The organism is Arthrobacter sp. NPDC058130, from assembly GCF_042884475.1.
Lineage (GTDB): Bacteria > Actinomycetota > Actinomycetes > Actinomycetales > Micrococcaceae > Arthrobacter.
The window spans coordinates 125,549-151,200 of sequence record NZ_JBHVTV010000010.1 but is presented as its reverse complement, the minus strand read 5'-3'; the positions used below and the strand labels follow the sequence as shown (position 1 = coordinate 151,200).

Here is a 25,652-nt window from a genome sequence, read left to right as displayed (position 1 = left end):
CCGTGCAGAACCCTCGCGAAACCGCCGCAGTTGGCGGCCGAAAAATGCGGGAACTGGCCTGCACGGGGCATAGTTAAGCTCTTGGGCTTGTGCTTGCTTGTGCGGCCAGCCGCGGGAGCGCAGTACGGACACGAACAGGGGCCTGATTTGGTAGGGAACGCAACATTCCGGCACAGCAACACCGCCTTGCTCTCGGTGAGCAGCGTCGAAGCTCCGACGATCGTCAGTTCCACGGATTTCGACCACAGGCTGGCTTCGACCCTGCGGCGGCTGAGGGTCCCCCCGAAACTGCTCGAACGGGTCGCCGGCATCACGCACCGGCGCTGGTGGGCCCCGGGGACATCGTTCGACGACGCAGCCATCGAGGCGGGCGCCAAGGCCCTGGCCGAGTCCGGCATCGAGGCGTCCGAGATTGGCCTGCTGATCAACACCTCCGTCACGCGGCGCAACCTCGAACCGTCCGTCGCGGTGAAGATCCACCACGGACTAAGCCTGCCGTCGTCGGCCATGAACTTCGATCTGGCCAACGCGTGCCTCGGATTCGTCAACGGCATGACGCTGGCGGCCAACATGATCGACTCCGGCCAGATCAAGTACGCGATGATCGTCAACGGCGAGGACGCCCAGGCGACGCAGGAGGCCACCCTGGCCCGGCTGCAGCGGCCGGAGACCACCCGCGAGGACTTCAACCGCGAGTTCGCCACCCTCACCCTCGGCTCCGGAGCCGCTGCGGCCGTCCTGGGCCCGGCGGACCAGCATCCAGGGGCGCACCGGATCCTCGGCGGCGTGATGCGGGCCGGCACCGAGCACCATGAGCTGTGTGTGGGCGGCATCGACGGCATGGCCACCGACACCAAGGGCCTGCTGGACGGTGGCCTGCAGCTCGTGGTCGACGCCTGGCACGAGGCCCAGCCGGAGTGGAACTGGGCCCAGATGGACCGCTACGTCACGCACCAGGTGAGCAATGCGTACACCCAGGCCATCATCGACGCCATTGGCCTGGACCCGGACAAGGTGCCGATCACGTTCCCGCACTGGGGCAATGTGGGCCCGGCGTCCCTCCCCATGACCCTCGCGGCCGAGGCGCAGACTCTCGTAACCGGGGACCGCGTGCTGTGCATGGGCGTTGGTTCCGGGCTGAACACTGCCATGGTGGAAATCGCTTGGTAGCCGCCGACTGGCCCGGCGTCGACCCCGAGTGGTCGCGCGAAATCGAGGTGGCCTCCACCTCCGCCGCGGATGAGCCCGGAACGGTGCGCCGCTGGCACGTGCTCGACAACGGAGCCCAGCTCTCGCGCCGCGGCCTGGCTCCTGCCGGCACCCTGCTGTGCGTGCACGGCAACCCGACGTGGTCCTTTTTGTGGCGCACCCTGCTGGCCGCCGGCTCGGACCCGACGCATCCGTGGCGCGTCGTCGCCGTGGACCAGCTGGACATGGGGTATTCCGAGCGCACCGGCACGTTCCGGCGGCTCGAGGACCGGATCAACGACCTCGGTGACCTCACCACTGCCCTCGGCCTGGCCGGGCCGGTGGTCACCGTCGGCCACGACTGGGGCGGGGCGATCAGCCTGGGCTGGGCCTTGGCGCATCAGCAGCAGCTGGCAGGCGTCGTGCTGACCAACACCGCCGTCCACCAGCCCGCCGGCACCCGCATCCCGCCGGCGCTGCGCCTTGCCCTGCACCCCGCCGTGCACCGCTGGGGAACGACGACGTCGGACACCTTCCTGCGGGTGACGCATTCCCTTGCCCACCCGCCGCTGGCCACGGACGTCCGCCAGGCCTTCATGGCCCCGTACCGCGGAGCCGGCCGCCGCGCCGGTGTGGGGAACTTCGTCGCGGACATTCCCGCCGATGCGTCCCACCCCAGCTTCCCGGCGCTCTCCCGCGTCGCCGAAGGGCTGCGCGGGCTCAGCGTTCCGGCCCTGATGCTCTGGGGTCCGCGGGATCCGATCTTTTCCGACCGGTACCTCAAGGACCTCATCGGCCGGCTGCCGCACGCGAAGGTGCACCGCTTCGAGGGTGCCGGCCACCTGGTCGCCGAAGACCGGGACATCGCCGCGCCTGTCTTCGAGTGGCTTGCCGAGCTCGGCCCGGAGCTGGAGGACAGCAAACCCGAGCTCCCGCGGCACGGCACCGGTGGCCCGGGCAATGATGACCCGCCCCTTTGGGCGCCGCTCACCGCGCTAGCGGCGGGACCCTCCGGCGGGGACACCGCCATCGCGGAAATGGCCGCTGACGGCAGCATCGCCCGCTCGCTCAGCTGGCGGGAGCTGGAACAGAACATCACCGCCCTCGCGGCAGGCCTGCAGGAAGCCGGTGTGGGGCACGGCACCCGGGTGAGCCTGATGGTTCCGCCCGGTGTGGACCTGACCGTGGTCCTCTACGCCTGCCTGCGGCTTGGCGCGGTGGTGGTCGTGGCCGACGCCGGCCTGGGCACCCGCGGCCTGAGCCGCGCCGTGAAGGGCGCCACCCCGGATTACCTCATTGGAATCGACAGGGCGCTGGCGGCTGCCTCGGTTCTCGGCTGGTCGGGACGGCGCATCAGTGTGCGGGACCTGCCGGCCGCCCGCCGCCGCCTCCTCGGCGTCGAAACCTCCCTCTCCGCCCTCGGCCGCCGCGGAGCCAACCTCACCCCGGAACTCCCGGGCCGGGGTCCGGCCCCGGCTCCGGACCCGGACGCCGATGCCGCCGTGCTGTTCACCTCCGGTTCCACCGGTCCCGCCAAGGGCGTGCTCTACACGCACCGGCAGCTGGCGGCGATGCGGGATACCGTGTCCGCAACGCTGGGGATCCGCCCGGGCGCACGCCTGGTGGCGGGCTTCGCCCCGTTCGCCCTGCTGGGACCGGCGCTCGGCGCCGTCTCGGTGACACCAGCCATGGACGTCACCGTGCCCCGGACCCTGACGGCCCGCGCCCTGGCGGACGCCGCCGCAGCCATCGACGCCACGGTGATCTTCGCCTCGCCCGCGGCGCTGCGCAACGTCCTGGCAACCCGGGACGGCCTGAGCCGGGCCGGGCGCGAGGCCCTGGAACGCGTCGAGCTGCTGCTCTCCGCCGGCGCCCCAGTCCCCGAACCCCTCCTCGCAGAAGTGCAAAGGCTGCTGCCCCGCGCCTCGTTGCACACCCCGTACGGGATGACCGAGGCGCTCCCTGTCACCGACATCAGCCTCGAACAGATCCGCGCCGCGGAGGCCGACGCCGCCGCCGGGACCGTGGCAGGGTCCGGCAACGGCGTGTGCGTGGGCCGGCCGGTGCACGGCGCCCGCGTGGCCGTCGTCCCGCTCGCCGCGGACGGCACCGCCCCCGGGAACTGTCCCGTCACGGAGCCGGGCGTGACCGGCGAGATCCTCGTCAGCGCCCCGCACGTGAAGGAAGCCTACGACAGGCTCTGGCTGACCCAACGCGAGAGCGCCCGCACGGCCGGGTGGCACCGCACCGGCGACGTCGGGCACTTCGACGCCGCCGGGCGGCTCTGGGTGGAAGGACGCCTCGCGCACATCGTGACGGCGCCGGGGACTGTGGTCACGCCCGTAGGCGCCGAGCAGGCCATCGAACGCCTGGACGACGTCGGACTGACCGCCGTCGTCGGGGTCGGCCCCTCCGGGACCCAGGCCGTCGTCGCCGTCGTCGAGACCGTTCCGCCCGCCCGCCGGGCCGGGCCCGCCGCGCCGCTGCTCGCCGGGCGGGTACGGGACGCTGCCCGCCAGGCCGGCGTCAGTGTCTCCGCCGTGCTCGCCGTCCCGTCCCAGCCGACCGATATCCGCCACAACGCCAAGATCGACAGGACCCGCCTGTCACGCTGGGCTTCGGCGGTGCTGGCCGGCGGCCGTCCGGGCACGCCGTGAGGGTTCTGGTCACCGGCGCGAGCGGCCTGCTCGGAGGGGAAGTGGCCCGGCTGCTGGTGCGGCAGGGCCACGACGTCACCACGTTCCAGCGCCGCCCCTCGGGCGTTGACGGCGCCGCGGACGTCTTGGGGTCCGTTGCGGACGACGACGCCGTCCGTCGCGCCGTCGCCGGCGCCGAGGGTGTCATCCACCTGGCCGCGAAGGTCTCCTTCACCGGCCGCGCCGCTGATTTCGACGAGGTGAATGTCGAAGGCACGCGCCGCCTGCTCCGCGCGGCCCGCGAAGCCGGCGTGCGGGATCTGGTGTTCGTCTCGTCCCCGTCCGTGGCCAACTCCGGCGCCGCCATCGCCGGACTGGGCGCCGAGCCGGCGGACCCGGACCGCGCGCACGGCCACTACTCCCGCACCAAGGCAGAGGCCGAACTGCTGGCGCTGGCCGCGGACTCGCCGGATTTCCGGGTCGCTGCGGTCCGCCCGCACATCGTCTGGGGCCCCGGCGACACGCAGCTGGTGGAACGGGTGCTGGAACGTGCCGGCCGCGGCCGCCTGCCGCTGCTTGATGCCGGGGCGGCCCTGATCGACACCACCTACGTCGACAACGCCGCCTCGGCCATCGTCGCCGCGCTGCACCGCATGGAGCACATCCACGGCCGGGCGCTGGTGGTCAGCAACGGCGAACCCCGCCCTGTCGGCGAACTGCTGGCGGGCATCTGCGCCGCGGCCGGCGTCCCTGCGCCGTCGTGGACGGTGCCGGGCGGGCTCGCGCGGGCGGCGGGATCGGTGGTGGAGAAGCTCTGGTCCCGGGCCGGCAAGGCCGGGGAGCCGCCGATGACCAGGTTCCTCGCCGAGCAGCTGTCCACCGCGCACTGGTTCGACCAGCGCGAGACCCGTGAGCTCCTCAACTGGGCGCCCGCCGTTTCGCTGGACGAGGGCCTGGCGAGGCTGGCCGAGCACTACGGTCCGGTTCTTGGGCGCCCGGACTCCCCTACCAGCGCCCGTTCCGCGGCCGCGGCTGGCAGACAGGGCAGGTGTAGGACGAGCGGTTCATGAACTGCTCGCGCTTGAGCAGGCTGACCCGGCCGGCGGCGGCGCAGCGCTTGCACTCGAGGCCTTCCCGGCCGTAGGCGTTCAGCGAGCGGTCGAAGTACCCGGAGGCTCCGTTGACGTTGACGTAGAGCGAATCGAAGCTCGTTCCGCCGGCGGCGAGGGCATCGGTCATGACCTCGCGGGCTGCGTCAAGGACCCGCAGCGCGTCGGCCCGGCGCAGGGTGTCCGTGGGCCGGGCATAGTGCAGCTGCGCCTTCCAGAGCGCCTCGTCCGCGTAGATGTTGCCGATCCCGGAGACCAGGCCCTGGTCCAGCAACGCCCGTTTGAGCCCGGTCTTGCGTGCCCGCAGGCGCCGGTAGAACACGTCGAAGGAGAAATGCGGATCCAGCGGGTCCCGGGCAATGTGCGAGGCTTCCTCGGCGATGAGAGGCAGCGGCGTTTCGGCGAGGCCGCCAGGACCGCCGTCGTCCGTGGGGACCAGCGAGGTCAGGAACAGGCCGCCGAAGATGCGCTGGTCCACGAACCGGAGTTGCTCGGGCATGCCCTCGGAGGGGCTGAGCCGCAGCCTGACCTTTAGGTGTTTTTCGTCCGGGACGCCGGGGTCCTGCATGAGCAGCTGCCCGGACATGCCAAGGTGGGCCATGAGGGCGACGACGGGGGCAGGCTCTGCGGACGGGAGATCCATTCCGGACGGGAGATCCGTTCCGGACGGGGCGGGCGTGTCCGCCAGCGGCATCCAGAGGAATTTGCCGCGGCGCACCACATCCAGCACCCGCGCGCCTTCAAGGTTGCCGGCGAAGTCTTCCGGCCCCAGCGCATGCCGGCGCAGGGAGCGCGGATCCAGCACGTCAACGGAGGTGATGGTCCGGCCCCGCACCCAGCTCACCAGGCCGCGCCGGACCACCTCGACCTCGGGCAGTTCAGGCAAGGCGCTGCCTAGCTCCCGTTGTGGGGCTGGAGCTGCTGCGCATCGGGCGCGGACGGTGCGGTGAGCCGGCGCCAGGCATCGGCGGCAGCTTCCTGCTCTGCTTCCTTCTTGGAGTTGCCGGTGCCGGTGCCGTAATCAGTGCCGCCGATCCGCAGCACGGCCTCGAACGTGCGGGCATGGTCCGGTCCGGAGCCGTCCACCGCGTAGTTGATGGTTCCGAGCTGCCGGCTGGCCGCCAGCTCCTGGATGCTGGTTTTCCAGTCGGTTCCCGCGCCGAGGGCCGCCGCGTCTTTCAACAGCGGGCCGACAAGCCGCATGACCAGCTGCCGGGCCGTCTCGATATCGTTCGAGAGGTACGTGGCACCGATCAGCGCCTCCATGGTGTCCGCCAGGATGGAGGCCTTGTTCTTGCCTTCGGTGAGCTTCTCGCCCTGCCCAAGGTAGATGTAGTCGCCCAGCCCGATGCTGCGGCCGATGCCGGCCAACGCCCGGGTGCTGACGACGGCGGAGCGGCGCTTGGCCAGGTCCCCTTCGGGCAGCGTCGGGTTGTCACGGTACAGCGCGTCAGTGACGGAAAACCCCAGGATGGAGTCGCCGAGGAACTCGAGGCGTTCGTTGGTGGGAATGCCGCCGTTTTCATAGGCGTAGGAACGGTGTGTGAGCGCAAGACGAAGCGTCCCGGCGTCAATAGTGACACCGAGACGCTTCAGAAGCTCTTCAGTTGAAGACATCTTATTCAGCCTGTTGGCGGATTAGACGTCTGCGACCTTGCGGCCCTTGTACTCAAGGAACAGCGCAGTGCCAGCCGAGTCGGTAACGACCTTTGCCTGGTGCGGCAGGCTGTACACAACCTGGCCGTTCTCTACGGTCTTCACCAGGTGGGGGGCAGTTGCCTTCCACTGGGAGCGGCGGGCGCGGGTATTCGAGCGAGACATTTTCCGCTTGGGAACAGCCACGGCTAACTCATTTCTCTCTAGTCCAACACTTACAAATCAGTTTTGCCGGTCAGGCTTAGCCAAGTCAGCCAGGGCGGACCAACGAGGATCTACGACCTCGTGGTGATGCCCCGGCTCGTCTTCCAGGCGTACTCCACATTCGGAGCAAAGGCCCTGGCAGTCTTCCCGGCACACCGGCTGGAACGGCAGTATGGTGACAACTGCGTCCCGCAACACCGGCTCAAGATCGATTAGATCGTGCTCGACTCGACGTTGCTCTTCTTCGTCTTCCTCGTCGGAGAACACAGCGTCCTCGTAGAAGAAAAGTTCTTGCACATCAACCTCTTGGTCATACGCAAGGGGATCCAGGCATCGGCCGCATTCGCCAGTTACTTCAACGAGCGCGGTTCCTGATACCAGAATTCCTTCGTGTACGGCCTCAAGCCGCAGGTCCAGCTCGACATCCGAGCCTTCCTGCACGCCGATGAGCGCCACACCAAGATCACTTGGCGCGGGTACATGTTCCGTCAGCGTTCGCATGCTTCCCGGACTGCGTCCGAGGTCCTTGACGTCGAACGCCAAGGGCGAACTAGCATCTCGTTTAATGAGAACTCCTGTTGAACATATGACCGACGTACTATCTTAGCCTGAACTTCCGGACGGACTCAAACCGGGGCACGCCTGCGGTTCCCACCACAAGCGGCCCAGGATTCGGGCCACGCAACCGGCAGCAGGCCGCCGAGTACCGGTCAAGCTTACACTTTGCGCGCCCGGTTCTGGACCGGCTCGCCCGGGGCCAGCCGTTTCAGCACCGAACGGGGCACAAAGTCGGAGATGTCCCCGCCCAGGGCGAAGACTTCCTTGATGAGGGTGGAGGACAGGTGCAGGTAGTGGCTTTCCGCCGGCAGGAACACCGTCTCGACGCCGGTCAGCTGCCGGTTCATCGTGGCCATCGGCAGCTCGTAGTCAAAGTCCGAGGACGAGCGCAGGCCCTTGACGATCGCGGACACACCGCGCTGCCGGCAGTATTCGGCCAGGAGCCCCTCCCCCACGGGTTCCACCACGATGCCGCGCAAGGATGCGAACGTCTCCTTGGCCATGTCGATCCGCTCCTCAAGGCTGAAGCGGTATTTCTTGGCGTAATTCGTGGACACGGCCACGATCACCTCGTCGAAGAGGCCCGCGGCACGGGCGATGACTTCCAGGTGTCCATTGTGAATGGGGTCGAAGGAGCCAGGGCATACAGCGCGTCTCATGCTCCGAACCTACCGTATCGGCGCCGCGGGCCGGGATAACATGGCTGAATGTCACAGCTCCCTCCCCAGTTCCCGTGGCAGCGCGCCGCGACCGGCGCCAACCTGCTCTCCCCCGACGGTTCCCTGGGCGTCACGATCTTCGAGGAGATGACCACCCTGGCCCTCAGCACGGGCGCCATCAACCTCGGCCAGGGCTTCCCGGATGAGGACGGGCCCGTGGAGATCAAGGAGGCCGCCCAGGCCGCCATCGCCGCCGGAGTCAACCAGTATGCGCCCGGCAAGGGCATCCTGCCGCTGCGGGAGGCCATCGCCGTCCACCAGCAGCGGTTCTACGGGCTGGCACCGGACCCCGACACCGAGATCATCGTCACCACCGGCGCCACCGAGGCGATCGCCGCCTCGCTGCTGGCGCTGGTGGGCCCGGGTGATGAGGTGCTCACGTTCGAGCCGTTCTACGACTCTTACGGCGCCATCATCGGGCTTTCCGGCGCCACGCACGTCACCGCCCCGCTCCTGGCCCCGGACTTCATGCCGGACCTGGCGGCGCTCGAGGCCGCCTTCAGCCCGCGCACCAAGGTGGTGCTGGTCAACAATCCGCACAACCCCACCGGCGCAGTCTTCCCCCGCGAGGTGCTGCAGCGCGTCGTCGAGCTGGCCGCGCGGCACGACACCGTGATCGTCACCGACGAAGTGTACGAGCACCTGACCTTCGGCGTGCGGCACATCCCGGTGGCCTCCCTGCCCGGCGCGGCGGAACGCACCCTGACCATCTCCTCGGCCGGCAAGACCTTCTCCTTCACCGGCTGGAAAATCGGCTGGCTTTCCGGCCCGGAGCACCTGGTGGCGGCCGCCCGGACGGTCAAGCAGTTCCTGAGCTACAGTTCCGGCACGCCGTTCCAGGCCGCGATCGCGGTGGGGCTGGGCCTCCCGGACGAGTTCTACGCCGGCATTGCCGACACCCTCCGGTATAAGCGCGACATCCTCAGCGAGGGACTCCGGGCGGCCGGCCTCGACGTCCTGACCCCGCAGGGAACGTATTTCGTCAACGTGGACACCTCGCCGCTGGGAATCACGGACTCCGTGGAGCTGGCCCGCCGTCTCCCTTCCCTCGTGGGCGTCGCCGCGATTCCTGTACCCGTTTTCTGCCACGCCGACGGCGCGGAGCGCACCCGCAGCCTGCTCCGCTTTGCTTTCTGCAAGCAGCTGCATGTGCTGGAGGAGGCGGCCGAGCGGCTGGCGACCCTCCACGACAGGCTGTGAGCATGCCGGAGCAGCACCCCGGGTCGTCGCGGTTCCTGCGGACCACGGGGCAGCACGCCACCATCGAACCGGATCCCTTTACCGACGGCGGCTTCGTGCTGAGCATTGGCGGCGCGGAGCAGTCCCACGTCAACCTGGCCGACCCTGCGGACATCTTCTACGAATACCTGCGCAGGATCGGGCATGTGGTGGACCTCGCCGCTCCGTGGGGCGAACCGATCACGGCGCTGCACCTGGGCGCAGGGGCCCTGACGCTGGCCCGCTACATCCAGGCGACGCGGCCCGGCTCGGTCCAGTATGCCGTGGAGCTGGAGCGGGAACTGCTGGACTTCGTGCTGGCCCAGCTGCCCCTGCCGGAGGGAACGCTGCTGCACCCGGTGATCGGCGATGCCCGCGACGCCCTTGCCGGGCTTCCGGCGGAACTGCGCTTCGACGTCGTGATCCTGGACATCTTCTCCGGGCCGGAGGCGCCGGAACACATCGCGTGCACTGAGTTTTACCAGGAGGCAGCGGCACGGCTGACGCCGCGCGGGGTCCTGGTTGTCAACGTGGGCGACGAACCCGGGCTGACCCTGGTCCGCAGCCAGGTCACGGCGATGCGCCGGGCCATGGCCGACGTCTCGGCCTTCGCGGAGGCCGGGATGTTCACCGGCCGGTACCCCGGGAACATCATCCTGACCGGGACGCAGGGGCCGTGGCCGGAGGTCTGGACGGCGGCTCTTACGGCCCGCGGTCCGCATCCGGCCAGGCTGCTCGCCGGCGTCGAGCTGGACGTGCTGGCCGGTTAGTCCTCTTCGGCCGCGGCTTCCACGCCATCCAGGGCGTCCACGCCCGCCGCGGCCTCCACGCCGGGTTCGGCGAACCAGAGCCGGGTTTCGCCGTACTTCTTCTCGGCAAACCGTTCCATGCCCTCGGGCCATCCGGGCTCGGGAGACCGGGATGAACGCTCCACCACCACGACGGCCGCCTCGGACAGGTGCGGCGCCAGCTTGGCCAGGACAGCTCCGAGGGCCGGCTCGTCCAGGGGGTACGGCGGGTCCAGGAACACCAGGTCCCAGCGCGCGGCGTCCTCGGTCCGGTCCAGGAAGGATTCAACCTTCGACCGGTGCACGGAAACCACCTTGCGGCCCGTGACGGTGTTGAGAAGGTCCGCGTTCCGCTGGCAGACGGCGCTGGCCTTGGCATCGAATTCGACCAGGTCCACGGAGTCGGCGCCGCGGCTGCCGCTCTCCACCCCGAGCGAGCCGGAGCCCGCGTACAGATCCAGGACCCGGGCGCCGGCAATGATGTTGAAGGCGTCCAGCCGGGAGAACAGCGCCTCCTTGACCCGGTCCGTCGTGGGCCGGGTCAGGTTCCCGGGGACGTTGGCCAGGGGGCTGCCGCCGGCGGCGCCGGCAATGATCCGGCTCATGGCCGGTGCCCCTGATGTGTGGTCCTAGCCGCGTTCAAGGAACGCCTCCTTCTCGGGGTTCAGGTATTCATCGATTGCCGCGGCGAGCCGGGGCTGTGCCGCCAGCGAGGGATCGGCCGCCACGAGCCGCTGGGCATCCTGCCGGGCCCGGGCGATCACGTCCTCGTGTTCGAGCACGCGCAGCAGCTTCAGCGTGGACCGGCCGCCGGACTGCGAGGCGCCCAGGATGTCGCCCTCCCGGCGGAGCTTGAGGTCCTCCTGGGAGAGTTCGAAGCCGTCCGTGGTGGCTGCCACGGCATCGAGCCGGCGCCGGCTCGGATGGCCCGGCTCCAGCGTGGTGACCAGCAGGCAGGTCCCGGGCAGCCCGCCGCGGCCCACCCGGCCGCGCAGCTGGTGGAGCTGGGAGATGCCAAAGCGGTCCGCGTCCAGGATCACCATGAGCGTGGCGTTGTGCACGTCCACGCCGACTTCAATGACCGTGGTGGAGACCAGCAGCTTGGTCTGATTGGCCGTGAAGGAGGCCATGGTTTCGGATTTCAGCACCGGGTCCTGCCGGCCGTGCAGCGGCGCCACGCTCACCCCTGCGAGGGCGGGTTCATCCCGGAGGTGTTCCACGACGCCGGTGACGGAGGCGAGTTCCCGCGAGCCGTTCTCGCCCTCCAGGTCCGCCGCGGACGGTTCGGCCTCGCCCGGGGTGAAATCGCCGTCGTCGTCCGTGCCGATCTTGGGGCAGACCACGTAGACCTGGTGTCCGGCCTCGATCTCCTCCCGCGAGCGGGACCAGATCCGGGTGGCCCACGCCGGGTGTTCGGCGAGCCCCACCACGTGGGTGGAGATCGGGGCGCGGCCGGCGGGGAGCTCGTCCAGGACGGAGGTTTCGAGGTCTCCGAACACGGTCATGGCCACGGTCCGGGGAATCGGGGTGGCGGTCATGACCAGCAGGTGCGGCGGTTTGCTCGCCTTGGCACGGAGGGCGTCGCGCTGCTCCACGCCGAAGCGGTGCTGCTCGTCCACCACGATCAGCCCGAGGTCATAGAAGGACACGTTCTCGCTCAGCAGGGCGTGGGTGCCGATCACGATTCCCGCCGTCCCGGAGGCCGCGTCCAGCATGGCCTGCTTCCGCGCCGCGGTGGGCATGGAGCCGGTGAGGAGGGTGACCTCCACCGCGTCCCCGCCGAACCCGCCCAGCAGCCCGTCCCGGGAGAGGGGCCCGAGCGTGCGCCGGATGGATTCATAGTGCTGGGCCGCGAGGACTTCCGTGGGGGCCAGCAGGGCAGCCTGTCCCCCGGCGTCCACCACCTGCAGCATGGCGCGCAGGGCCACGATCGTCTTGCCGGAGCCCACCTCGCCCTGGAGCAGCCGGTTCATGGGCGAATCCTGGGCGAGCTCCTCGGAAAGTGTCTTGCCGACGGCGGCCTGGCCGGCGGTCAGCGTGAAGGGCAGCTGGCGGTCGAAGGCGGGCAGTAGCCCGTCCGGTGCCGGGCGGCGGGCCGTTGCCTCTTCTGCGGCCAGTTGCGCGCGGCGGCGGGCCAGGGCCGCCTGCAGCACCAGGGCTTCCTGGTAGCGGAACCGGTCGCGGGCGCGCTGGAAGTCCGCCGCAGTTTGCGGGGCGTGGATCAGCCGGTAGGCGTCCGCAACCGGCAGGAACTTCTCCCGCGCCGCGACCTCCGCGGGCAGCGGATCGCCGAGAGTCTCCAGCTCCACGGTGTCCAGCAGCGTCGAGATGACCTTCTGGATGGACCAGCTGGTGAGTTTCGCCGTGGCCGGGTAGACCGGGATCGGCATGGCGGCGAGCTTTTCCGGGTCCATGCCCGGGGTATCGGGGTCCTCGTCGAGCAGCAGGAAATCGGGGTTGGTCAGGCCCAGGGATCCGCCGTAGCGGGTGACCTTGCCGGAGAACATGGCGCGCCGGCCCGGCTGGAGTTCGGCCTTGGCCCGGAACCCGTTGAAAAAGCTGACTTTGAGCGTGCCCGGAAGCGCTCCGCCGGCCCGCCCGGAAGCGGCTCTGCTCGTCCCGGTTCCGGGGCTCCCGGCGTCGTCGGAGATCACGACGTCGGTGAGCGAGCCCCGCCGGGCCCTCATTTGCCGGGTGCTGTTGGAGACCACCCGGGCGATCAGGGTCACTTCCTCATCCAGCGGGACCTCGCTGATGGGCGTGAGCTCGCCGCGGCTGAGGTAGCGGCGCGGGAAGTAGTTCAGGAGCCCGCCGACGGTGGTGATGCCAAGGTGTTTTTCGATGACGGCCGCGGAGCGTTTGCCGATGCGGCGTTCCAGGCCCAGTTCAAGTTCAGCGTGCATGTCCGTCGGGGTTTCGGGTTTCGGCGGGGACCGCCGGGGCAACGGTGGCGGCAACGGCGGAGGCAACGGCGGCGGGCTCTGCCTGCGGATCGCGCGGCACTGCGAGTTCGCTCACGGAAATGTCCGTGGGCTCGCCCAGGGAGCGGATCAGTGCGACGGCGGGTTCGGCATCCAGGACGTGGACGTGGACGCGCCAGCGGTAGTGTCCGGCTTCATCCGCGGGGCCGCCGACCTGGCTCATGATCACCGAGTCGCCCATTTCATCGAGCCGCTGGCGCATCATGGCGGCGTCCAGCGGCGACAGGGAGATGGTGCACATGACTTCGACGCCCTCGTCCCGCGGCATGCCGACGTGGATGTGCGGGTCCTGGACGTCATAGCCGTGCAGGCCGTCCAGCAGTTCGCTCTGGAGTTCCTCGCCCAGCACGGCGGAGCGGAGGCAGTCCAGGATCAGGAGCATGCCCACGCCGCCGGCGTCCACCACGTGGGCTGCATGGAGGGCATCGAGCTGGTCCTCCGTCTGCACCACGGCGGCCAGGGCTGCCTCGACGGCGGCATCCAGGGCCAGGCCGAGGGTCTGGTTGCTGTCGTCGCCGTTATGCGCGGAATCCACGGCGGCCGCGGCCCGGGCGGCAGCTTCCATGACCGAGAGCATGGTGCCGGGCACCGGATCGCTCAGCGCGGACCAGGCCCGGATCTGGGCACGGTTCAGGGCCGCGGCCAGCAGCGGCGAGCTGATCCGGGTGTGCCCGGCCAGCGGCTCGGCGGCGGCGCAAAGGAACACTGCAAAGAGTGTTCCCGAGTTGCCGCGGGCCTGTTCCATCGCAATCTGGCCAGCCCGCGCCAGGACGGCGCCGACGTCGTGCAGGGACGGGTCCGGTGCAGTGTGGGTGGGCTGGGCAGTCTGGGTGGGCTGGGCAGTGTGGGTGGGCTGGGCCGGGACCGCGGCCGTGCCGCCCTCGACGACGGCGGCCGCGGCGTGGGCCGCGGCACGGACGGTCAGGTAGAGGTTGGTGCCGGTGTCACCGTCTGCCACGGGAAAGATATTGATGGCGTTGAGACGGTCGCTGTGGTTCCCGAGCGTTGTCTCCGCCTTGCCCAACCACCGCTTCATCGCTTGCGCGTTGGCGGCAATCTTAGTCTGCAAAGTGATCCCATCCCAGAGCGTCAGCGGGACTGCCCGCGATCGTTACTCCCGTGCTTCCGGTTGGTGCAGGGGCCTCTACCGAGCCTATCGCAGTGAAACCGGGAGGGAGCTGAACCTCCGGGGGGAATGTGGCCAGCAGTCCGTGGTCTTCGCCGCCGCCGAGGACCCAGGACAGCGGGTCTGCTCCCAGCAGCTCCGACGCCGGCAGCAGCGCGACGGCGAGTTCCTTCAGGGCAGCGGCGTCCAGATTCAGTACTGTGTGGCTGGCGGCCGCCAGGCGGTTTCCGTCCCGGACCAGGCCGTCCGAGATGTCCATCATGGCCGAGGCGCCGGCCTCACGCGCCAGGGGTCCGGCCGCGAGCGGCGGCTGGGGCCTGCACTGGATGTCCATGAGGGCGCGCTGCCCAGCGGTCAGGTCCGCGACGGGGACATCGGATTCCAGCAGCGCCAGCCCGGCGGCGGCCCGGCCCACTGTTCCGGCCAGGGCCACTGTGTCACCGGGCCGGGCTCCGGACCGCAGCACGGGTTCCCGGCCCTCCAGGGTCCCCAGGATCGCGACGCTGACGGCCAGTTCGCGGCCGCGGCCAAGGTCTCCCCCGGCCACCGCGCAGGCGTCAGCGCCCAGCCCCGTGATCCCGGCCATGAGGCCGTCGGCGAAGTCTTCCACCCAGGAGACGAGGGTTTCCGGCGGCATGGTCAGGCTCACCACAAGGGACGTGGCCCGGGCGCCCATGGCATTGATGTCGCTGAGGTTCTGGGCGGCGGCCTTCCAGCCGACGTCGTACCCGCTGGACCGGTAGCCGTTGTTCCATTCGAGCCGGAAGTCCTGGTCCACCACTTGGGTGTCGATGCTCAGCACGGTCCGGCCGTCCGGCGCTGCGACAATCGCGGCGTCGTCCCCCGGGCCCAGCAGCAGGTGCCCCGCCGACCCCGGCCGGCCGGTGAGCCGCGGGAAGATGCGCTCCAGCAGCTGGGACTCCGAGAGTTCCGCGACGGTCAAGGAAGCCTCCGGCACTGTTGCATCCGCTACACGGGATTCGCGATCAGTGGTCTCAGGCACGGGGGTCTCAGGCACAGGAGTTTCAGGCACAGCCCTACGCTACCGCGAGGGACCGACGCTGCCGAACGGCGGTGCGCCCGGCAAGGACCCCGGCCGCGGCGGGCTAGAAGGTCGCTTTGAGGCAGCCGAGCTGGGTGTTGCCGGACGACATCCCCGCGACGCCCAGCCCCCACGCGCACACGGTGTACACGCCGCGCTTCGTCACCGGAATGACTATCCGGTAGCCGTGGTTGCCGGAGACCTGGAAGATCGAGTTGACGTCGGCCCGATACCGGCTGGCCACGTAGGCCGTGCCTTTGGTGGTGCCGTCAGGTGACGTGACGTAAAGGTGGACGGGAACGTTCGCTCGGGTCATTCCCGGGTCCAGGGCCCAGCCGCTGGCCACCAGCGCGGATCCCGTGCCGCCGAGCTGGACCTTGACGGACTCCAGGTACCCGACCGGCGCCGGGGTGGACGCAACACTCACTGTCGTGCAGCCCAGGAGGCTGTTGCCCAGCGGGAAGACGCTGACCGCGATGCCGTAGGCGCAGATCTTGTAGTTGCCCGGAATGCTGACCGGCAGCGCCGCCCGGTAGCCGTGGTTGCCCGTGGTTCCCATGACCTGGTTGACGTCCGCGCGGGACTGGTTGGCGGTATAGGCGGAGCTCTTGGTCACTCCCTTGGGGTCGGTGACGTAGAAGTGCACCGGGATGGACGCGGCCGGGGTTCCACTGTCCAGGGTCCACCCCGTGACCGTGACGGTTGCCGTCGGCGCGTCCGTCTTGACCACGGCGCTCTCCAGGAAGCCGGACGGCGCCGGGGTTGCCTTCGGCGTCACGGATGTGCAGCCCAGGAGGCTGTTGCCCTGGCTGAACGCAGTGACGGCGATGCCGTAGGCGCACACCTTGTACGTGCCGCTCATGGTCACGGGCATGTCCCCGGTGAAGCCGTGGTTCCCGGTCACGGACATCACCTTGTTGACGTCGCTGCGGCTCTTATTGGCGGAGATGGCCTTCGACGTCGTCTTGCCCGCCGGGTCCGTCACGTACAGGTGGACCGGGATGGACGCTGCGGGAGTCCCGGGATCATAGCTCCAGCCTGTCGCCCGCAGCACCGTCACCCCGCTGGCCCGGGTCAGTACCAGCGACTCGAGATATCCGGCCGTCGGAGCCGACCCTGCCAGGGTCAGGGACCGGCAGCCCAGGTCCGCGGTCTCGACGCTGCCCAGGGCGTACACGCAGACCTTATATACCCCGGCCTGGGTCAGGTTGAACGAGCGGGTGAACCCGTGGTTGCCGGTCACCTGCATGATTTTGTTGACGTCCGCGCGGGCCTGGTTGGCCGCCACTGCGTAGCCCGTTGAGGTGCCACCGGGCGGGGTCACGTAGATGTGGACGGTGGACGATGCTGAGGAATTGGCGGAGTCGTACGCCCAGCCGGAGACGTCCAGGCTGGCCTTGGTGCCGGACCGGTTGATGGCCATCGACTCGACGTAGCCCTTGGCGGGCGCACCGGGCGGACGGATGGTGACGGTGGCCGCGGTGTTGCTGACCGAATCGATGCTCACCTTGGTGCCGGCGTGGGTGGTAAATGTCTGCCCGGCCTGCCAGGCCTGGGTGTTGGAGTAGTAGCCGTTGAAGGCGGATGCGCGGGTGTTGGGCGGCAGCAGGATCGAGGAGTTGCCGCCGCCCTGCTGCGTGATCTTCACGCCGCGGTTTCCTGCCTGCGCGATCACGGCGTCATAGCCCACGGGAGCCCGGAGCTCGAGGTAGTACACCTCCCCGGACTTCGGGTCCGTGAACTTCACGGCCCGGTTCGCGTCGTCCCCGGCCCAGGGCTTGAGGGTCACCTTGCGGGGTCCGGCCACGGTGCCCAGGTTGGTGATCTCGTTGCCGTTGCCGAACCGGCCCATTTCCCACAGGCTGGCGCTGATTTCCGGCATGAGGTCCCAGTGCGAGATCCCCATCAGGTCCAGGTTGTCCCCGTACGTCTTGATGCTGCAGGTGGGATCGGCAAACCCGGCGAAGGGCCCGGCGGCGACGTCCATGGCCCCGCTGCCGCACAGCAGGCTGTTGGCGTGGTCCATGCCCAGGGCGTGCCCGAACTCATGGGTCAGCACGGGGGTTGCCAGCCGGCTGTTCTGCGGCATCAGGATGCGCCCGCCGGTGGTCCCGTTGCTGTAGGTCATGCCCGCGGTGCCGTTGCTCAGGTACGCGCCGGGGATGAAGATCACCAGCGCGGTATAGGCGCGCTGGGTCCACCCCAGTTCCTGCGAGACCGTGTCCACGATCTGCGCCGGCGTCTGGGTGGATTTCGCGGCGGACTTGTGCAGGACGCGTGTGGAGGTCAGGGCAATGTCCACGCGGCCCGCGGTGGCGTGTGCCCAGTAGCGGTTGGCCGCGCTGAGCGAAGCCTTCGCCGCGGCGATCGGCACGGCCGCGTCCGTCTCCGCTGCCGACTTGTCGGCCAGCTGCACCGTCACCAGGGTGGTCTTCAAGGTGCCCGCCAGCGGCGCGCTCACGTAGGTGTATTCCGTCCTCGCCCTGTTGGCCGGCGGCGCGGGGCGGACAAAGTCATCCACCTCCTGTCCCTGGGGGTTCGGGTCCGACACTGCCGGAACCGCCCCCAGGGACGCAGCGGCCGGGGATGCGGCAGCCGTTGACGCCGGTGCCACCGATGCCGGTACCACCGGCGCCGCGGCGGCCGGAACCCGCACGGCGGCCACGGCGGTCTGGGGCAAGGCTGCTGCCAGCATCACGGCGGCAATCACGGTTGCCGCTATGTTCAGTTTTCGCAAAATTGCTCGCTTAGGGGTGGGACCTCAGGTGGTGACCTGGCGGTGGGAGCGACGGAAGGTGCCTATAGCATAAACGCCAATTCACGTCTGTCACCCCACTAACTTTGATCCCTCGAATCACAACTGCATCACGCATTTTTCTTCGCAAGTTTTTGCACAGGAGCGGCGCACCACCGGCGCACCATTTCGCCACCCGAAAACCGCATGCCAAACTCTTAGCCGTGCCTCCTTCCGTCGCCGCGGTGAATACCGCCACCCGCAGGGTGCTCGCCTTCGCCGTCGGGGGCCTCATGCTGTGGCTGATCATTGCTGTTCAACTCTTCGTCAACGTGGATCCGCTCAGCGTTCACCGGACGGACGCCGTCATTATGCTGGGTGGCGCGGCCGGCGAGCGCCTTCCGGTCGCCCGCCAAATCCAGGCTGAATACAACATCCCGGTCCTGGTGATCTCGCACACGGATACCTTCGGCAACCGTGCGGCGGATGAGGCATGCAAAACAACTGCCTTTCCGAACCCCGCCGTCATCTGTTTCCGGCCCCCGGACCTGGACACGCGGGGGGAGGCCCGGGCCATCTCCCGCTTGATCAAGGCCAACGGCTGGAAGTCCGTCACGGTCGTCACTTCCAGCTACCACGTCACCCGCGCGGGCCGGCTGATCAGGCAGTGCACAAGCGCGGACGTGCAGATGGTTGCCTCACATCCGGACCTCGATCCGGGCCAATGGTTCCGGCGGTTTGTGATCGAAACCGGGGGCCTGTTGGACGTTTCCCTCAGGCCGGAATGCGTGAATCAGTGAGCGGAAATGTAACAATTGAACCTCATCCGGTTGAACTGGTCAGCCGGTTCGGGCATTTGACCGAGGCGAGGAGTACATGCTGGAACACTCTCCCGACGGCGCTCCCCCGCTGGTTGCCGCCCCCCGGCACCTGCGCAGGCGGCGCATGCACACGGAGATCCCGGACACCCTTCTGGTGCCGGGCGCGGAGCCGATTCCGGTCACCGTTCCACCGCCAGCGGCGGCTCCTGCAGACGACGACGCCAACCTAAGCGCCAGCCAGGACAAGGAGTCCCAGCAGCTCGAACGTGACAGGCTGAACCGGCGCAAACGGCGTGTGGCCCTCCTGGCCGTTGTCCTTGTGACCATCGCGTTGCCGCTCATCGTGCTGGCCTTGCTGCTCGCCTAAATCCGGGCCACCAACCTTTCCAACCGCTCGAACACCCTTGGGGAATAACCATGCACAGCATCATGCCGATCTTCGGAACCAGGCCGGAAGCCATCAAGATGGCGCCGATCGTCAGCGCGCTGCAGGAGTCCCCACTCTTCCGCTGCTACGTGACGGTCACGGGCCAGCACCGCGAAATGCTGGACCAGGTCAACGAACTGTTCGGCATTGTTCCGGACCACGACCTGAACATCCTGCAGCAGGGGCAGTCGCTGTCGGCCATCATGACGCGGACCATCGACGGGCTGGAAAAGCTCTTCGCCGCCACCCGTCCGGACGCCGTCGTGGTCCAGGGCGACACCACCACCTCAACGGCCGCCGCCATCGCCGCGTTCTACCACGGCATTCCGGTGGTGCACGTCGAAGCCGGGCTGCGCAGCGGTGACCTGCTCTCGCCGTTCCCCGAGGAGGCCAACCGCAAGATCACCAGCCAGATCACCCGCCTCCACCTGGCCCCCACCTCCACGAGCAGGGAAAACCTGCTGCGGGAAGGCATCAGCGCCGAGGACATCGTGGTGACCGGCAACACCGTTATTGATGCGCTGTTCACCACAGTGGATAAGCAGCTCCCCTTCACGGACCCCCGCCTGGAGGAACTGGACGCCAGTGGCCGCCAGATCCTGCTGGTTACCACACACCGGCGCGAAAACCAGGGCGAATCCATGCGCAGCGTGGGGCGGGCGCTGGCCCGGATCGCCGACGCCGAGCCGGACCTGGTGATTGTGCTCCCCGCCCACAAGAATCCGGTGGTGCGCGAGGCCGTGCTTCCCGCGCTGGAGGGCAAGGCCAACGTGCTGGTGACGGAGCCGCTGGCCTACGGCGAATTCACCCGGATGCTGTCCCGGGCCCACATCGTCCTGACGGACTCCGGCGGAGTGCAGGAGGAGGCCCCCAGCCTCGGCAAGCCGGTACTTGTGATGCGGGAGAACACCGAGCGGCCCGAGGCCCTTGAAGCCGGCACCGTGAAGCTGATCGGCACCGACGAAGAGCGGATCGTTGCCGAAGTCACCCGTCTCCTGCACGATTCCCCGCATTTTGCCGCCATGGCCAACGCCGTGAACCCCTATGGCGACGGCAAGGCCGCCGCCCGCACCGTGGCAGCGATCGAGGAGCTCCTCGGCGTCGGCTACCGGACCGCGGAGTTCAGCGGGGCGTAGGAGAGGTTTCAGCGGATCCTTGCCAAGGTCCGGGGCCGCTCAGGCGCCGGCCCCCGCAGCCACTATCTTCCGATTCGGCGGCCGCAGCCTGTTCCGAATCCCGGCCCAGAGCACGCTGAGCCGGCCGTACCACTCGGCGGACAGGGTGCCGGGTTCGGATTCCACCGCCAGCTTCTTGTAAAAGACGTGCAGCCTGTCTGCGCCCTTCGGCCCACCGCTGTAGGCGAAGCCGGCCCATGCCTTGAACTGCACCGGCCCCGGATGAACCATGGATTTCAGGTCTTCCAACGAGGCCTGTGCCCGCAGGTCGGGGTGGTCAGCCGTCGCCGATATGAGCTCGTCAAATTGATCAAGTAAACGGTGGGAAAAAACGAACATTCTTTTATGGGTGCCGCCCGGCGAATACGTGAATTCCCCAAAGACCGGCCCCGTGGGGCTGTCCAGCATATCGACGCTGACGAACGGCGAATCGGCCTCGAGGGACAGCCGCCGGGCCCACCACAGCAGTTCGGGCGCATGCAGCGGTATCACGGGCGCACCGTGCCTGACCCTGTCGGAGAGCAGGTAGTCGGTTCCGCGTTTCAGCGGCCGGAATTCGCCGTCAAAAAGTGCGATTTTCACCGGTCCGGAGTTGCGGTCGATCTGGACGATGAGGCCGACTGTCCCTTGGAAGCAGTAGAACTTGTAGTCAAAGGGTATGGCGCCAAGCCCCATCAGGGGTTCTATGAGTTCCTCGACGATCCAGCAGGGTTCCTTGGACGAGAAAGACTGCGCAGCTGCCGTTTGGATCTCGACTATCGATGCCGTGGTCAGCGTCTGCTGGGTCATGTGGTCGAAATATTCATCGGGGCCCGTACGCTCAAGGAGCTGGACACCGCGGGACGACCAGCCGTTGGCGACCTTGAGGACGCACTTGTCCGGCAGCGCGGCGTCGTGAAGTTCTTCGATGCGGTCCAGGACCGCCAGGCGCTTCGGGACGCGCATTCCGAGTGCGTCGACAAACGGATGCGAGTTGACTTTCTGTGCGAGTTCGCCCCGGCGGGCTGTGCCCCTCTGCCCGAATTCGTCCGCCACAAAACTTAGGAACGGCGAGTCTTCGTCGGCGCGGTCAAAGCCTGGCGGATACATCTTCGGCGGAACCCCATTTCCCAATTCACGACCCCGGAATTGCGAATGCACCCCCTGACACGCCGCTCGGGCGCCAGTTTACGGCGGCAACTCACACTGGCAAAATGCAGCGGTCGACGGCGCCGCCCGGCGGCCGCGTTCCGTGGTTAACCAAAGGGGGCATTCATGAAACAATGAAGGTCAAGCCGCCGAGGACGCAGGTTTGCCGCAGTATTTCGCCAACTCAGTATTTGACCAACACAGTGTTTCGCCAACATTGCGCTGAACGACCAACACTGCGCCCTCACGATTTTTTCCGGTTCGCCGGGTGATGGGGGCCAGTTCGACCACGATGCCAGGGGGTGCATTTGGACCGCAGGACATTCCTCACCGTTCCCCTCGCCGTAGCGGCAGCCGCCTTGGCCGCCTGCACTCCGGATACGGCCCCCGCACCGTACGGCACCTCCGCACCGGCAACGCCCAAGGCCTCCCCCACGCCAACGGCAGCCCCGCCGACACCGAAGTTCCGCCGGCCCAAGCCCGGGTATGCCAGCAAGGGCATCGGCATGCCCCGGTTCGATGGGTTCGGCTTTGAGCAGCTGGATTCCCTGGACCTGGAGTGGTTTTACGACTGGGGACCGGGCTACCCTCCCCTCCGGCCGGCGTCGACTCAGTTCGCCCAATTCGTGCCGATGATCTGGGGGCCCGGCTCCCTGCAACGGAACGCCATCGAGCAGGTGCGGTCCGAAGTGCCATGGACCGGCGCCCAACACCTCCTCGGCTTCAACGAACCCGACCATCCGGGCCAGGCGGATATGTCCGTGAACACGGCCATCAAACTCTGGCCGCAGCTGGAACAGTCAGGCCTCAAACTGGGATCTCCTGCGCCGGTTCAGCCAATGGGCGACTGGTTCAAGAGCTTCATGGACAAGGCGGCAGCGAAGGACCTCCGGGTGGATTTTGTCACCATGCACTCCTACGCGCCCCCCAACGCGGACTCGTTCCTTAAAAATGTCCAGCGGCTCCACGACCGCTACGGGAAGCCGATCTGGATCACCGAGTATGCCGTCGCCGACTGGAAGGCCACGGCGAAGTCACCCAGCCGGTTCACGGAGAGGGAAATCCTGGGCTTCATGAAGGAGACCGTCGCCGGCCTGCGGGAGATGCCATTCGTGGAGCGCTTCGCTTGGAAAACGCGGGCCCATGACGATCCCATCATGGGAGCCTCCGCCCTGTTCCGGAGCAACGGGTCGCTGACTGCCACTGGCGAGCTCTACCGCTCCCTGTAGCTCCTCCGCCGGCAAGAGCCCGGCGGCCGCGCACCGTGCGGAATACTGCGTGTTTCCTGTGCAAAACCGCGATTTTCCTGAACGTTTGCCATGCTAAGTTGACTTCAGCCACAACTGAATCAGAGACCACACAGGCCAGAGCAGTCACCGGTTGACGCCACTTCTCGTGGGCAGGATCCACCGGGGGGTGCGCCCCGCTCTGGCCTTTTCCGTCTCTGCGTCCCTGGACCTCCAGCCCATCTTCCTTGAAAGGAACTCATGGAACGCCGCAAGTTTCTTGCCCTGCCCCTGGCCGCGATGGCAGCTCCGGGTGCCCTCCTGGCCGCCAACGCGGGAACTGCACAAGCGGCAACCGCCCCCGCTGCGATCCCTACCGTCCCGGCCGTCACGCTGCCTGCTGACACCCTCAAGGGCTTTGGGTGGGGCGGCAAGGACGCCCTGGCCCTCCAGCAAATCAAGAGCCTGAAGCTGGACTGGCACTACACGTGGGGATCGCACTACAACGTCACCACCAACCCGCCTTTTGTCCCTATGATCAAAAGCGCAAGGACCCTGCTGGAGCAGGATGCCATCGGATGGGTCACGCGCCAGCTGCCCGAAACGAAGACCAAACACCTCCTGGGCTTCAACGAACCCGATCACAAGGACCAGGCCAACATGTCGGTCGACCAGGCAATCAGCCTCTGGCCCAGACTGCAGGCGACCGGGCTGCGGCTTGGCTCCCCCGCCCCCGCGGGCACGGCGAGCCCCTGGCTCGCGGAGTTCATGGCTAAGGCCAAAAACAAGGGGTTGCGGGTCGATTTCATGACCATGCACCGCTACGCCTGGCCCAAAGCGGACGATTTCCTCAACAAGGTCAGGGAACTGCACGAGAGGTACGGCAAGCCGGTCTGGGTGACCGAATACGCGGTGGCCGACTGGGATGCGACGCCGTCACGTCCCTCCATCTACTCCCGGGCCCAGACCGAAGACTTCATGCGCGCCACCGTCGCCGGCCTGCGGGCCATGCCGTTCGTCGAACGCTTCGCCTGGAAGACCCGGCCGGCCGGGGACCCGAAAATGGGCTGCTCAGCCCTGTTCCACACCAACGGCACCCTGACCACCACCGGCAGGCTGTACGCGTCGTTGTAGCGCATTCTGAGGCCTCCGGGAGTGGCCGGACCCATCTTGGGTCCGGCCACTCCCTTTTAACGGCAGAGAGGGCATGGGGTGGCTGCCGGGCCTTAAACGAACCGGCCCGGTCCGAATGATGTGAAATCATCCGACCGGGCCGGTTCTGTTTTGCCGGGAGGTTATAGCCTCCGGGCAGGTGCTGCTTCTAGTTGGCTGCAGCGAGGTCCAGCAGTTCGCTCTTGTGGCCCAGCGAGACGATGTCCCAGCCGGCAGCGTTCCACTTCTCGTGGTCAAGGACGTTGCGTCCGTCGAACATGCGTTTGTGTGACACGGCCGCTGCGAGTTCTGCGGGATCAACATTCACAAACTCGCTCCATTCCGTCAGCACCATGACCAGATCGGCATCCGCCACGGCCGTGGCTAGCCCGTCGACGTAGTTCAGGCGCGGGTACCGCTTGGCGGCGTTGGCGTTGGCCGCGGGGTCGTACACGCTGACGTCCGCTCCACTGTTGAAGAGCCTGGCCGCCACGTCCAGCGCCGGTGAGTCGCGCACGTCGTCGCTGTTGGGCTTGAACGCGACGCCGAGAACGGCGATGCGTTTGCCCTCCACGGTGCCAAGCAGGGTCTCTGCGACGTGAACCGCACGGTCACGGCGGCGGAGGTTGACTTCGTCAACTTCGTTCAGGAACCGCATGGTGCTGTCCAGGCCCAACTCGGAGACGCGTGCCTGGAGCGCGCGGATGTCCTTGGGCAGGCAGCCGCCGCCGAAGCCGATGCCGGCGTTAAGGAAACGGCGGCCGATCCGGGCGTCGAGGCCAATGGCATCAGCCAAGGTACGGATGTTGCCGCCAACGGTCTCGGTGACCTCGGAGAAGGCGTTGATGAAGGAGATTTTGGTCGCGAGGAAGGCGTTTGCCGCCACCTTGACCAGTTCCGCCGTCTCGAAGTCCGTTGAGATGAACGGGGTCTTACGACTGATGGCGTCAGCGTAGACCTCGCGCAGCGTGGCCTCGGCAGCCTCGGAGTCGGTTCCAATGACCAAGCGGTCCGGCCGCAGGGTGTCTTCCACGGCGAAGCCCTCGCGTAGGAACTCGGGGTTCCAGGCGAAGTTGACCGTTACGCCGTCGCGCGATTCTTCGGCGACGAGGCTCTTGAGGCGACGCGCAGAGCCGACCGGAACAGTGGACTTTCCGACGATCAGGGAATCCTTCGTGGCGGCGCGGGCGATGGCCGTCACGGATGCGTCAACGTAAGTCATGTCAGCAGCGTGTTCGCCGGCCCGCTGCGGGGTGCCGACGGCGATGAAGTGAACGTCGCCGAAGGCGCCGGCTTCTTCGAAAGATGTCGTGAAGCGCAGGCGGCCGGATTCTGTGTGCTTGCGCAACAGTTCGGGCAGGCCAGGCTCGTGGATGGGCAATTCGCCTCGGCTGAGGCTGTCGATCTTTTCTTTGTCGACGTCAACACCCAGGACTTCAAATCCGAGTTCCGCCATGCATGCCGCATGGGTCGCGCCGAGGTATCCCGTACCGATCACGGTTAGTCGTAGTGTCACTAGTCCCCCAGTAGCCGCAGTTTCTCTCATCGTTATGGGCGCAGATGGCGCAACCAAACGGGTCCACTATATAACGTGGCCTGGGGTTGTCGGGCTCCCCGGACCAGAAAGTGACGTTCACCATACTCGGCAGGCAAGTGTCACGCCGCCGGACGTCCGGGCTGCCGCCCATCCGGTAGCGAAGGACAACACCGTCCGAGCGGCAGCACAAGTGCTTTAGGCTACGACAGCATGACCGACCTCAGGGT

The 25,652-nt window shown here is 67.9% G+C and carries 22 protein-coding genes; 10 read left to right on the top strand and 12 right to left on the bottom strand.

The genetic code is table 11. The features are described from left to right. Positions 1–147: 147 nt before the first annotated feature. Genes ACFVTM_RS16760 through ACFVTM_RS16750 form a run of 3 tightly spaced genes read left to right on the top strand, consistent with a single transcriptional unit; the run spans position 148 to position 4,894 of the window. A complete protein-coding gene (locus tag ACFVTM_RS16760) occupies positions 148–1,170 on the top strand; it encodes a 3-oxoacyl-ACP synthase III (RefSeq protein ID WP_390204790.1) in 1,023 nt (340 codons plus the stop codon). Then, a complete protein-coding gene (locus tag ACFVTM_RS16755) occupies positions 1,164–3,845 on the top strand; it encodes an alpha/beta fold hydrolase (protein ID WP_390204789.1) in 2,682 nt (893 codons plus the stop codon). Before ACFVTM_RS16760 ends, ACFVTM_RS16755 begins: the two co-directional genes overlap by 7 nt. Then, entirely contained in the window at positions 3,842–4,894 is a 1,053-nt protein-coding gene (locus ACFVTM_RS16750) for an NAD-dependent epimerase/dehydratase family protein (RefSeq protein WP_390204788.1), read from the top strand. The genes ACFVTM_RS16755 and ACFVTM_RS16750 overlap by 4 nt, the downstream gene beginning before the upstream one ends. On the opposite strand, the gene mutM is transcribed toward ACFVTM_RS16750, so the two are convergent. The 5 genes from mutM to coaD form a co-directional block, all read right to left on the bottom strand. Then, entirely contained in the window at positions 4,830–5,819 is a 990-nt protein-coding gene (gene mutM, locus ACFVTM_RS16745) for a bifunctional DNA-formamidopyrimidine glycosylase/DNA-(apurinic or apyrimidinic site) lyase (RefSeq protein ID WP_390204787.1), read from the bottom strand. The two genes, ACFVTM_RS16750 and mutM, sit on opposite strands and share 65 nt — an antisense overlap. Before the next feature lie 8 nt (positions 5,820–5,827). Further along, positions 5,828–6,550 carry a ribonuclease III gene (rnc, locus tag ACFVTM_RS16740; RefSeq protein ID WP_390204785.1) on the bottom strand — a complete coding sequence of 241 codons (723 nt, stop codon included), beginning with the start codon at positions 6,548–6,550 and terminating at the stop codon, positions 5,828–5,830. 21 nt (positions 6,551–6,571) lie between these two features. After that, positions 6,572–6,775: a 50S ribosomal protein L32 gene (gene rpmF / locus ACFVTM_RS16735; RefSeq protein ID WP_056738282.1), complete on the bottom strand. Its 204-nt coding sequence runs from the start codon at positions 6,773–6,775 to the stop codon at positions 6,572–6,574. Between the two features lie 36 nt (positions 6,776–6,811). Continuing rightward, positions 6,812–7,336, bottom strand: a complete 525-nt coding sequence (locus ACFVTM_RS16730; protein ID WP_390204784.1) for a YceD family protein — start codon at positions 7,334–7,336, stop codon at positions 6,812–6,814. Between the two features lie 173 nt (positions 7,337–7,509). Further along, entirely contained in the window at positions 7,510–8,010 is a 501-nt protein-coding gene (coaD, locus tag ACFVTM_RS16725) for a pantetheine-phosphate adenylyltransferase (RefSeq protein WP_390204783.1), read from the bottom strand. A 48-nt stretch (positions 8,011–8,058) separates the two neighbouring features. Here coaD and ACFVTM_RS16720 point away from each other — a divergent pair, with 48 nt between their 5' ends. Beyond that, positions 8,059–9,270: an aminotransferase class I/II-fold pyridoxal phosphate-dependent enzyme gene (locus ACFVTM_RS16720; protein ID WP_390204781.1), complete on the top strand. Its 1,212-nt coding sequence runs from the start codon at positions 8,059–8,061 to the stop codon at positions 9,268–9,270. 2 nt (positions 9,271–9,272) lie between these two features. Beyond that, positions 9,273–10,058, top strand: a complete 786-nt coding sequence (locus ACFVTM_RS16715) for a spermidine synthase (RefSeq protein ID WP_390204780.1) — start codon at positions 9,273–9,275, stop codon at positions 10,056–10,058. Here the strand turns inward: ACFVTM_RS16715 and rsmD are convergent. The 5 genes from rsmD to ACFVTM_RS16690 form a co-directional block, all read right to left on the bottom strand. Then, positions 10,055–10,681: a 16S rRNA (guanine(966)-N(2))-methyltransferase RsmD gene (gene rsmD, locus ACFVTM_RS16710; protein WP_390204778.1), complete on the bottom strand. Its 627-nt coding sequence runs from the start codon at positions 10,679–10,681 to the stop codon at positions 10,055–10,057. The genes ACFVTM_RS16715 and rsmD overlap by 4 nt on opposite strands. Positions 10,682–10,705: 24 nt before the next feature. Beyond that, the gene (locus ACFVTM_RS16705; RefSeq protein WP_390204776.1) at positions 10,706–12,979 is read right to left on the bottom strand and encodes an ATP-dependent DNA helicase RecG; all 2,274 of its coding nucleotides are present in this window, start codon (positions 12,977–12,979) and stop codon (positions 10,706–10,708) included. Next, entirely contained in the window at positions 12,969–14,093 is a 1,125-nt protein-coding gene (locus ACFVTM_RS16700; protein ID WP_390204841.1) for a DAK2 domain-containing protein, read from the bottom strand. Before ACFVTM_RS16700 ends, ACFVTM_RS16705 begins: the two co-directional genes overlap by 11 nt. A 22-nt stretch (positions 14,094–14,115) precedes the next feature. Next, entirely contained in the window at positions 14,116–15,141 is a 1,026-nt protein-coding gene (locus ACFVTM_RS16695; protein WP_390204774.1) for a thiamine-phosphate kinase, read from the bottom strand. A gap of 148 nt (positions 15,142–15,289) precedes the next feature. After that, entirely contained in the window at positions 15,290–17,962 is a 2,673-nt protein-coding gene (locus ACFVTM_RS16690; protein ID WP_390204773.1) for a hypothetical protein, read from the bottom strand. 221 nt (positions 17,963–18,183) lie between these two features. Between ACFVTM_RS16690 and ACFVTM_RS16685 the strand changes: the two genes are divergently transcribed. The 3 genes from ACFVTM_RS16685 (at position 18,184) to wecB (ending at position 20,343) form a co-directional block, all read left to right on the top strand. Then, the gene (locus ACFVTM_RS16685; protein ID WP_390204771.1) at positions 18,184–18,759 is read left to right on the top strand and encodes a YdcF family protein; all 576 of its coding nucleotides are present in this window, start codon (positions 18,184–18,186) and stop codon (positions 18,757–18,759) included. Positions 18,760–18,835: 76 nt separating this feature from the next. After that, positions 18,836–19,147, top strand: a complete 312-nt coding sequence (locus ACFVTM_RS16680) for a hypothetical protein (protein ID WP_390204769.1) — start codon at positions 18,836–18,838, stop codon at positions 19,145–19,147. A gap of 50 nt (positions 19,148–19,197) precedes the next feature. Next, entirely contained in the window at positions 19,198–20,343 is a 1,146-nt protein-coding gene (wecB, locus tag ACFVTM_RS16675) for a non-hydrolyzing UDP-N-acetylglucosamine 2-epimerase (RefSeq protein WP_390204768.1), read from the top strand. Positions 20,344–20,382: 39 nt separating this feature from the next. On the opposite strand, the gene ACFVTM_RS16670 is transcribed toward wecB, so the two are convergent. After that, positions 20,383–21,471: an ATP-grasp fold amidoligase family protein gene (locus ACFVTM_RS16670; protein WP_390204766.1), complete on the bottom strand. Its 1,089-nt coding sequence runs from the start codon at positions 21,469–21,471 to the stop codon at positions 20,383–20,385. A gap of 347 nt (positions 21,472–21,818) precedes the next feature. On the opposite strand from ACFVTM_RS16670, the gene ACFVTM_RS16665 reads away from it, so the two are divergent. Then, positions 21,819–22,739, top strand: coding sequence for a glycoside hydrolase family protein (locus ACFVTM_RS16665; RefSeq protein ID WP_390204764.1), 921 nt, complete (start codon positions 21,819–21,821; stop codon positions 22,737–22,739). 258 nt (positions 22,740–22,997) lie between these two features. Further along, positions 22,998–23,870, top strand: a complete 873-nt coding sequence (locus ACFVTM_RS16660; RefSeq protein ID WP_390204763.1) for a glycosyl hydrolase — start codon at positions 22,998–23,000, stop codon at positions 23,868–23,870. Positions 23,871–24,057: 187 nt separating this feature from the next. Here the strand turns inward: ACFVTM_RS16660 and ACFVTM_RS16655 are convergent, their stop codons facing one another. Beyond that, a complete protein-coding gene (locus tag ACFVTM_RS16655; RefSeq protein WP_390204762.1) occupies positions 24,058–25,434 on the bottom strand; it encodes a UDP-glucose dehydrogenase family protein in 1,377 nt (458 codons plus the stop codon). Positions 25,435–25,652 lie beyond the last annotated feature (218 nt).

Excerpts from the sequence above, each read along its gene's own strand:
- ACFVTM_RS16700 (WP_390204841.1), bottom strand. The coding sequence starts at position 14,093 with ATGAAGCGGTGGTTGGGCAAGGCGGAGACAACGCTCGGGAACCACAGC.
- ACFVTM_RS16670 (WP_390204766.1), bottom strand. The coding sequence starts at position 21,471 with ATGTATCCGCCAGGCTTTGACCGCGCCGACGAAGACTCGCCGTTCCTA.
- ACFVTM_RS16720 (WP_390204781.1), top strand. The coding sequence starts at position 8,059 with ATGTCACAGCTCCCTCCCCAGTTCCCGTGGCAGCGCGCCGCGACCGGC.
- ACFVTM_RS16655 (WP_390204762.1), bottom strand. The coding sequence starts at position 25,434 with ATGAGAGAAACTGCGGCTACTGGGGGACTAGTGACACTACGACTAACC.
- rnc (WP_390204785.1), bottom strand. The coding sequence starts at position 6,550 with ATGTCTTCAACTGAAGAGCTTCTGAAGCGTCTCGGTGTCACTATTGAC.
- coaD (WP_390204783.1), bottom strand. The coding sequence starts at position 8,010 with ATGAGACGCGCTGTATGCCCTGGCTCCTTCGACCCCATTCACAATGGA.
- ACFVTM_RS16705 (WP_390204776.1), bottom strand. The coding sequence starts at position 12,979 with ATGCACGCTGAACTTGAACTGGGCCTGGAACGCCGCATCGGCAAACGC.
- wecB (WP_390204768.1), top strand. The coding sequence starts at position 19,198 with ATGCACAGCATCATGCCGATCTTCGGAACCAGGCCGGAAGCCATCAAG.
- rsmD (WP_390204778.1), bottom strand. The coding sequence starts at position 10,681 with ATGAGCCGGATCATTGCCGGCGCCGCCGGCGGCAGCCCCCTGGCCAAC.
- ACFVTM_RS16660 (WP_390204763.1), top strand. The coding sequence starts at position 22,998 with ATGGAACGCCGCAAGTTTCTTGCCCTGCCCCTGGCCGCGATGGCAGCT.
- ACFVTM_RS16715 (WP_390204780.1), top strand. The coding sequence starts at position 9,273 with ATGCCGGAGCAGCACCCCGGGTCGTCGCGGTTCCTGCGGACCACGGGG.
- ACFVTM_RS16680 (WP_390204769.1), top strand. The coding sequence starts at position 18,836 with ATGCTGGAACACTCTCCCGACGGCGCTCCCCCGCTGGTTGCCGCCCCC.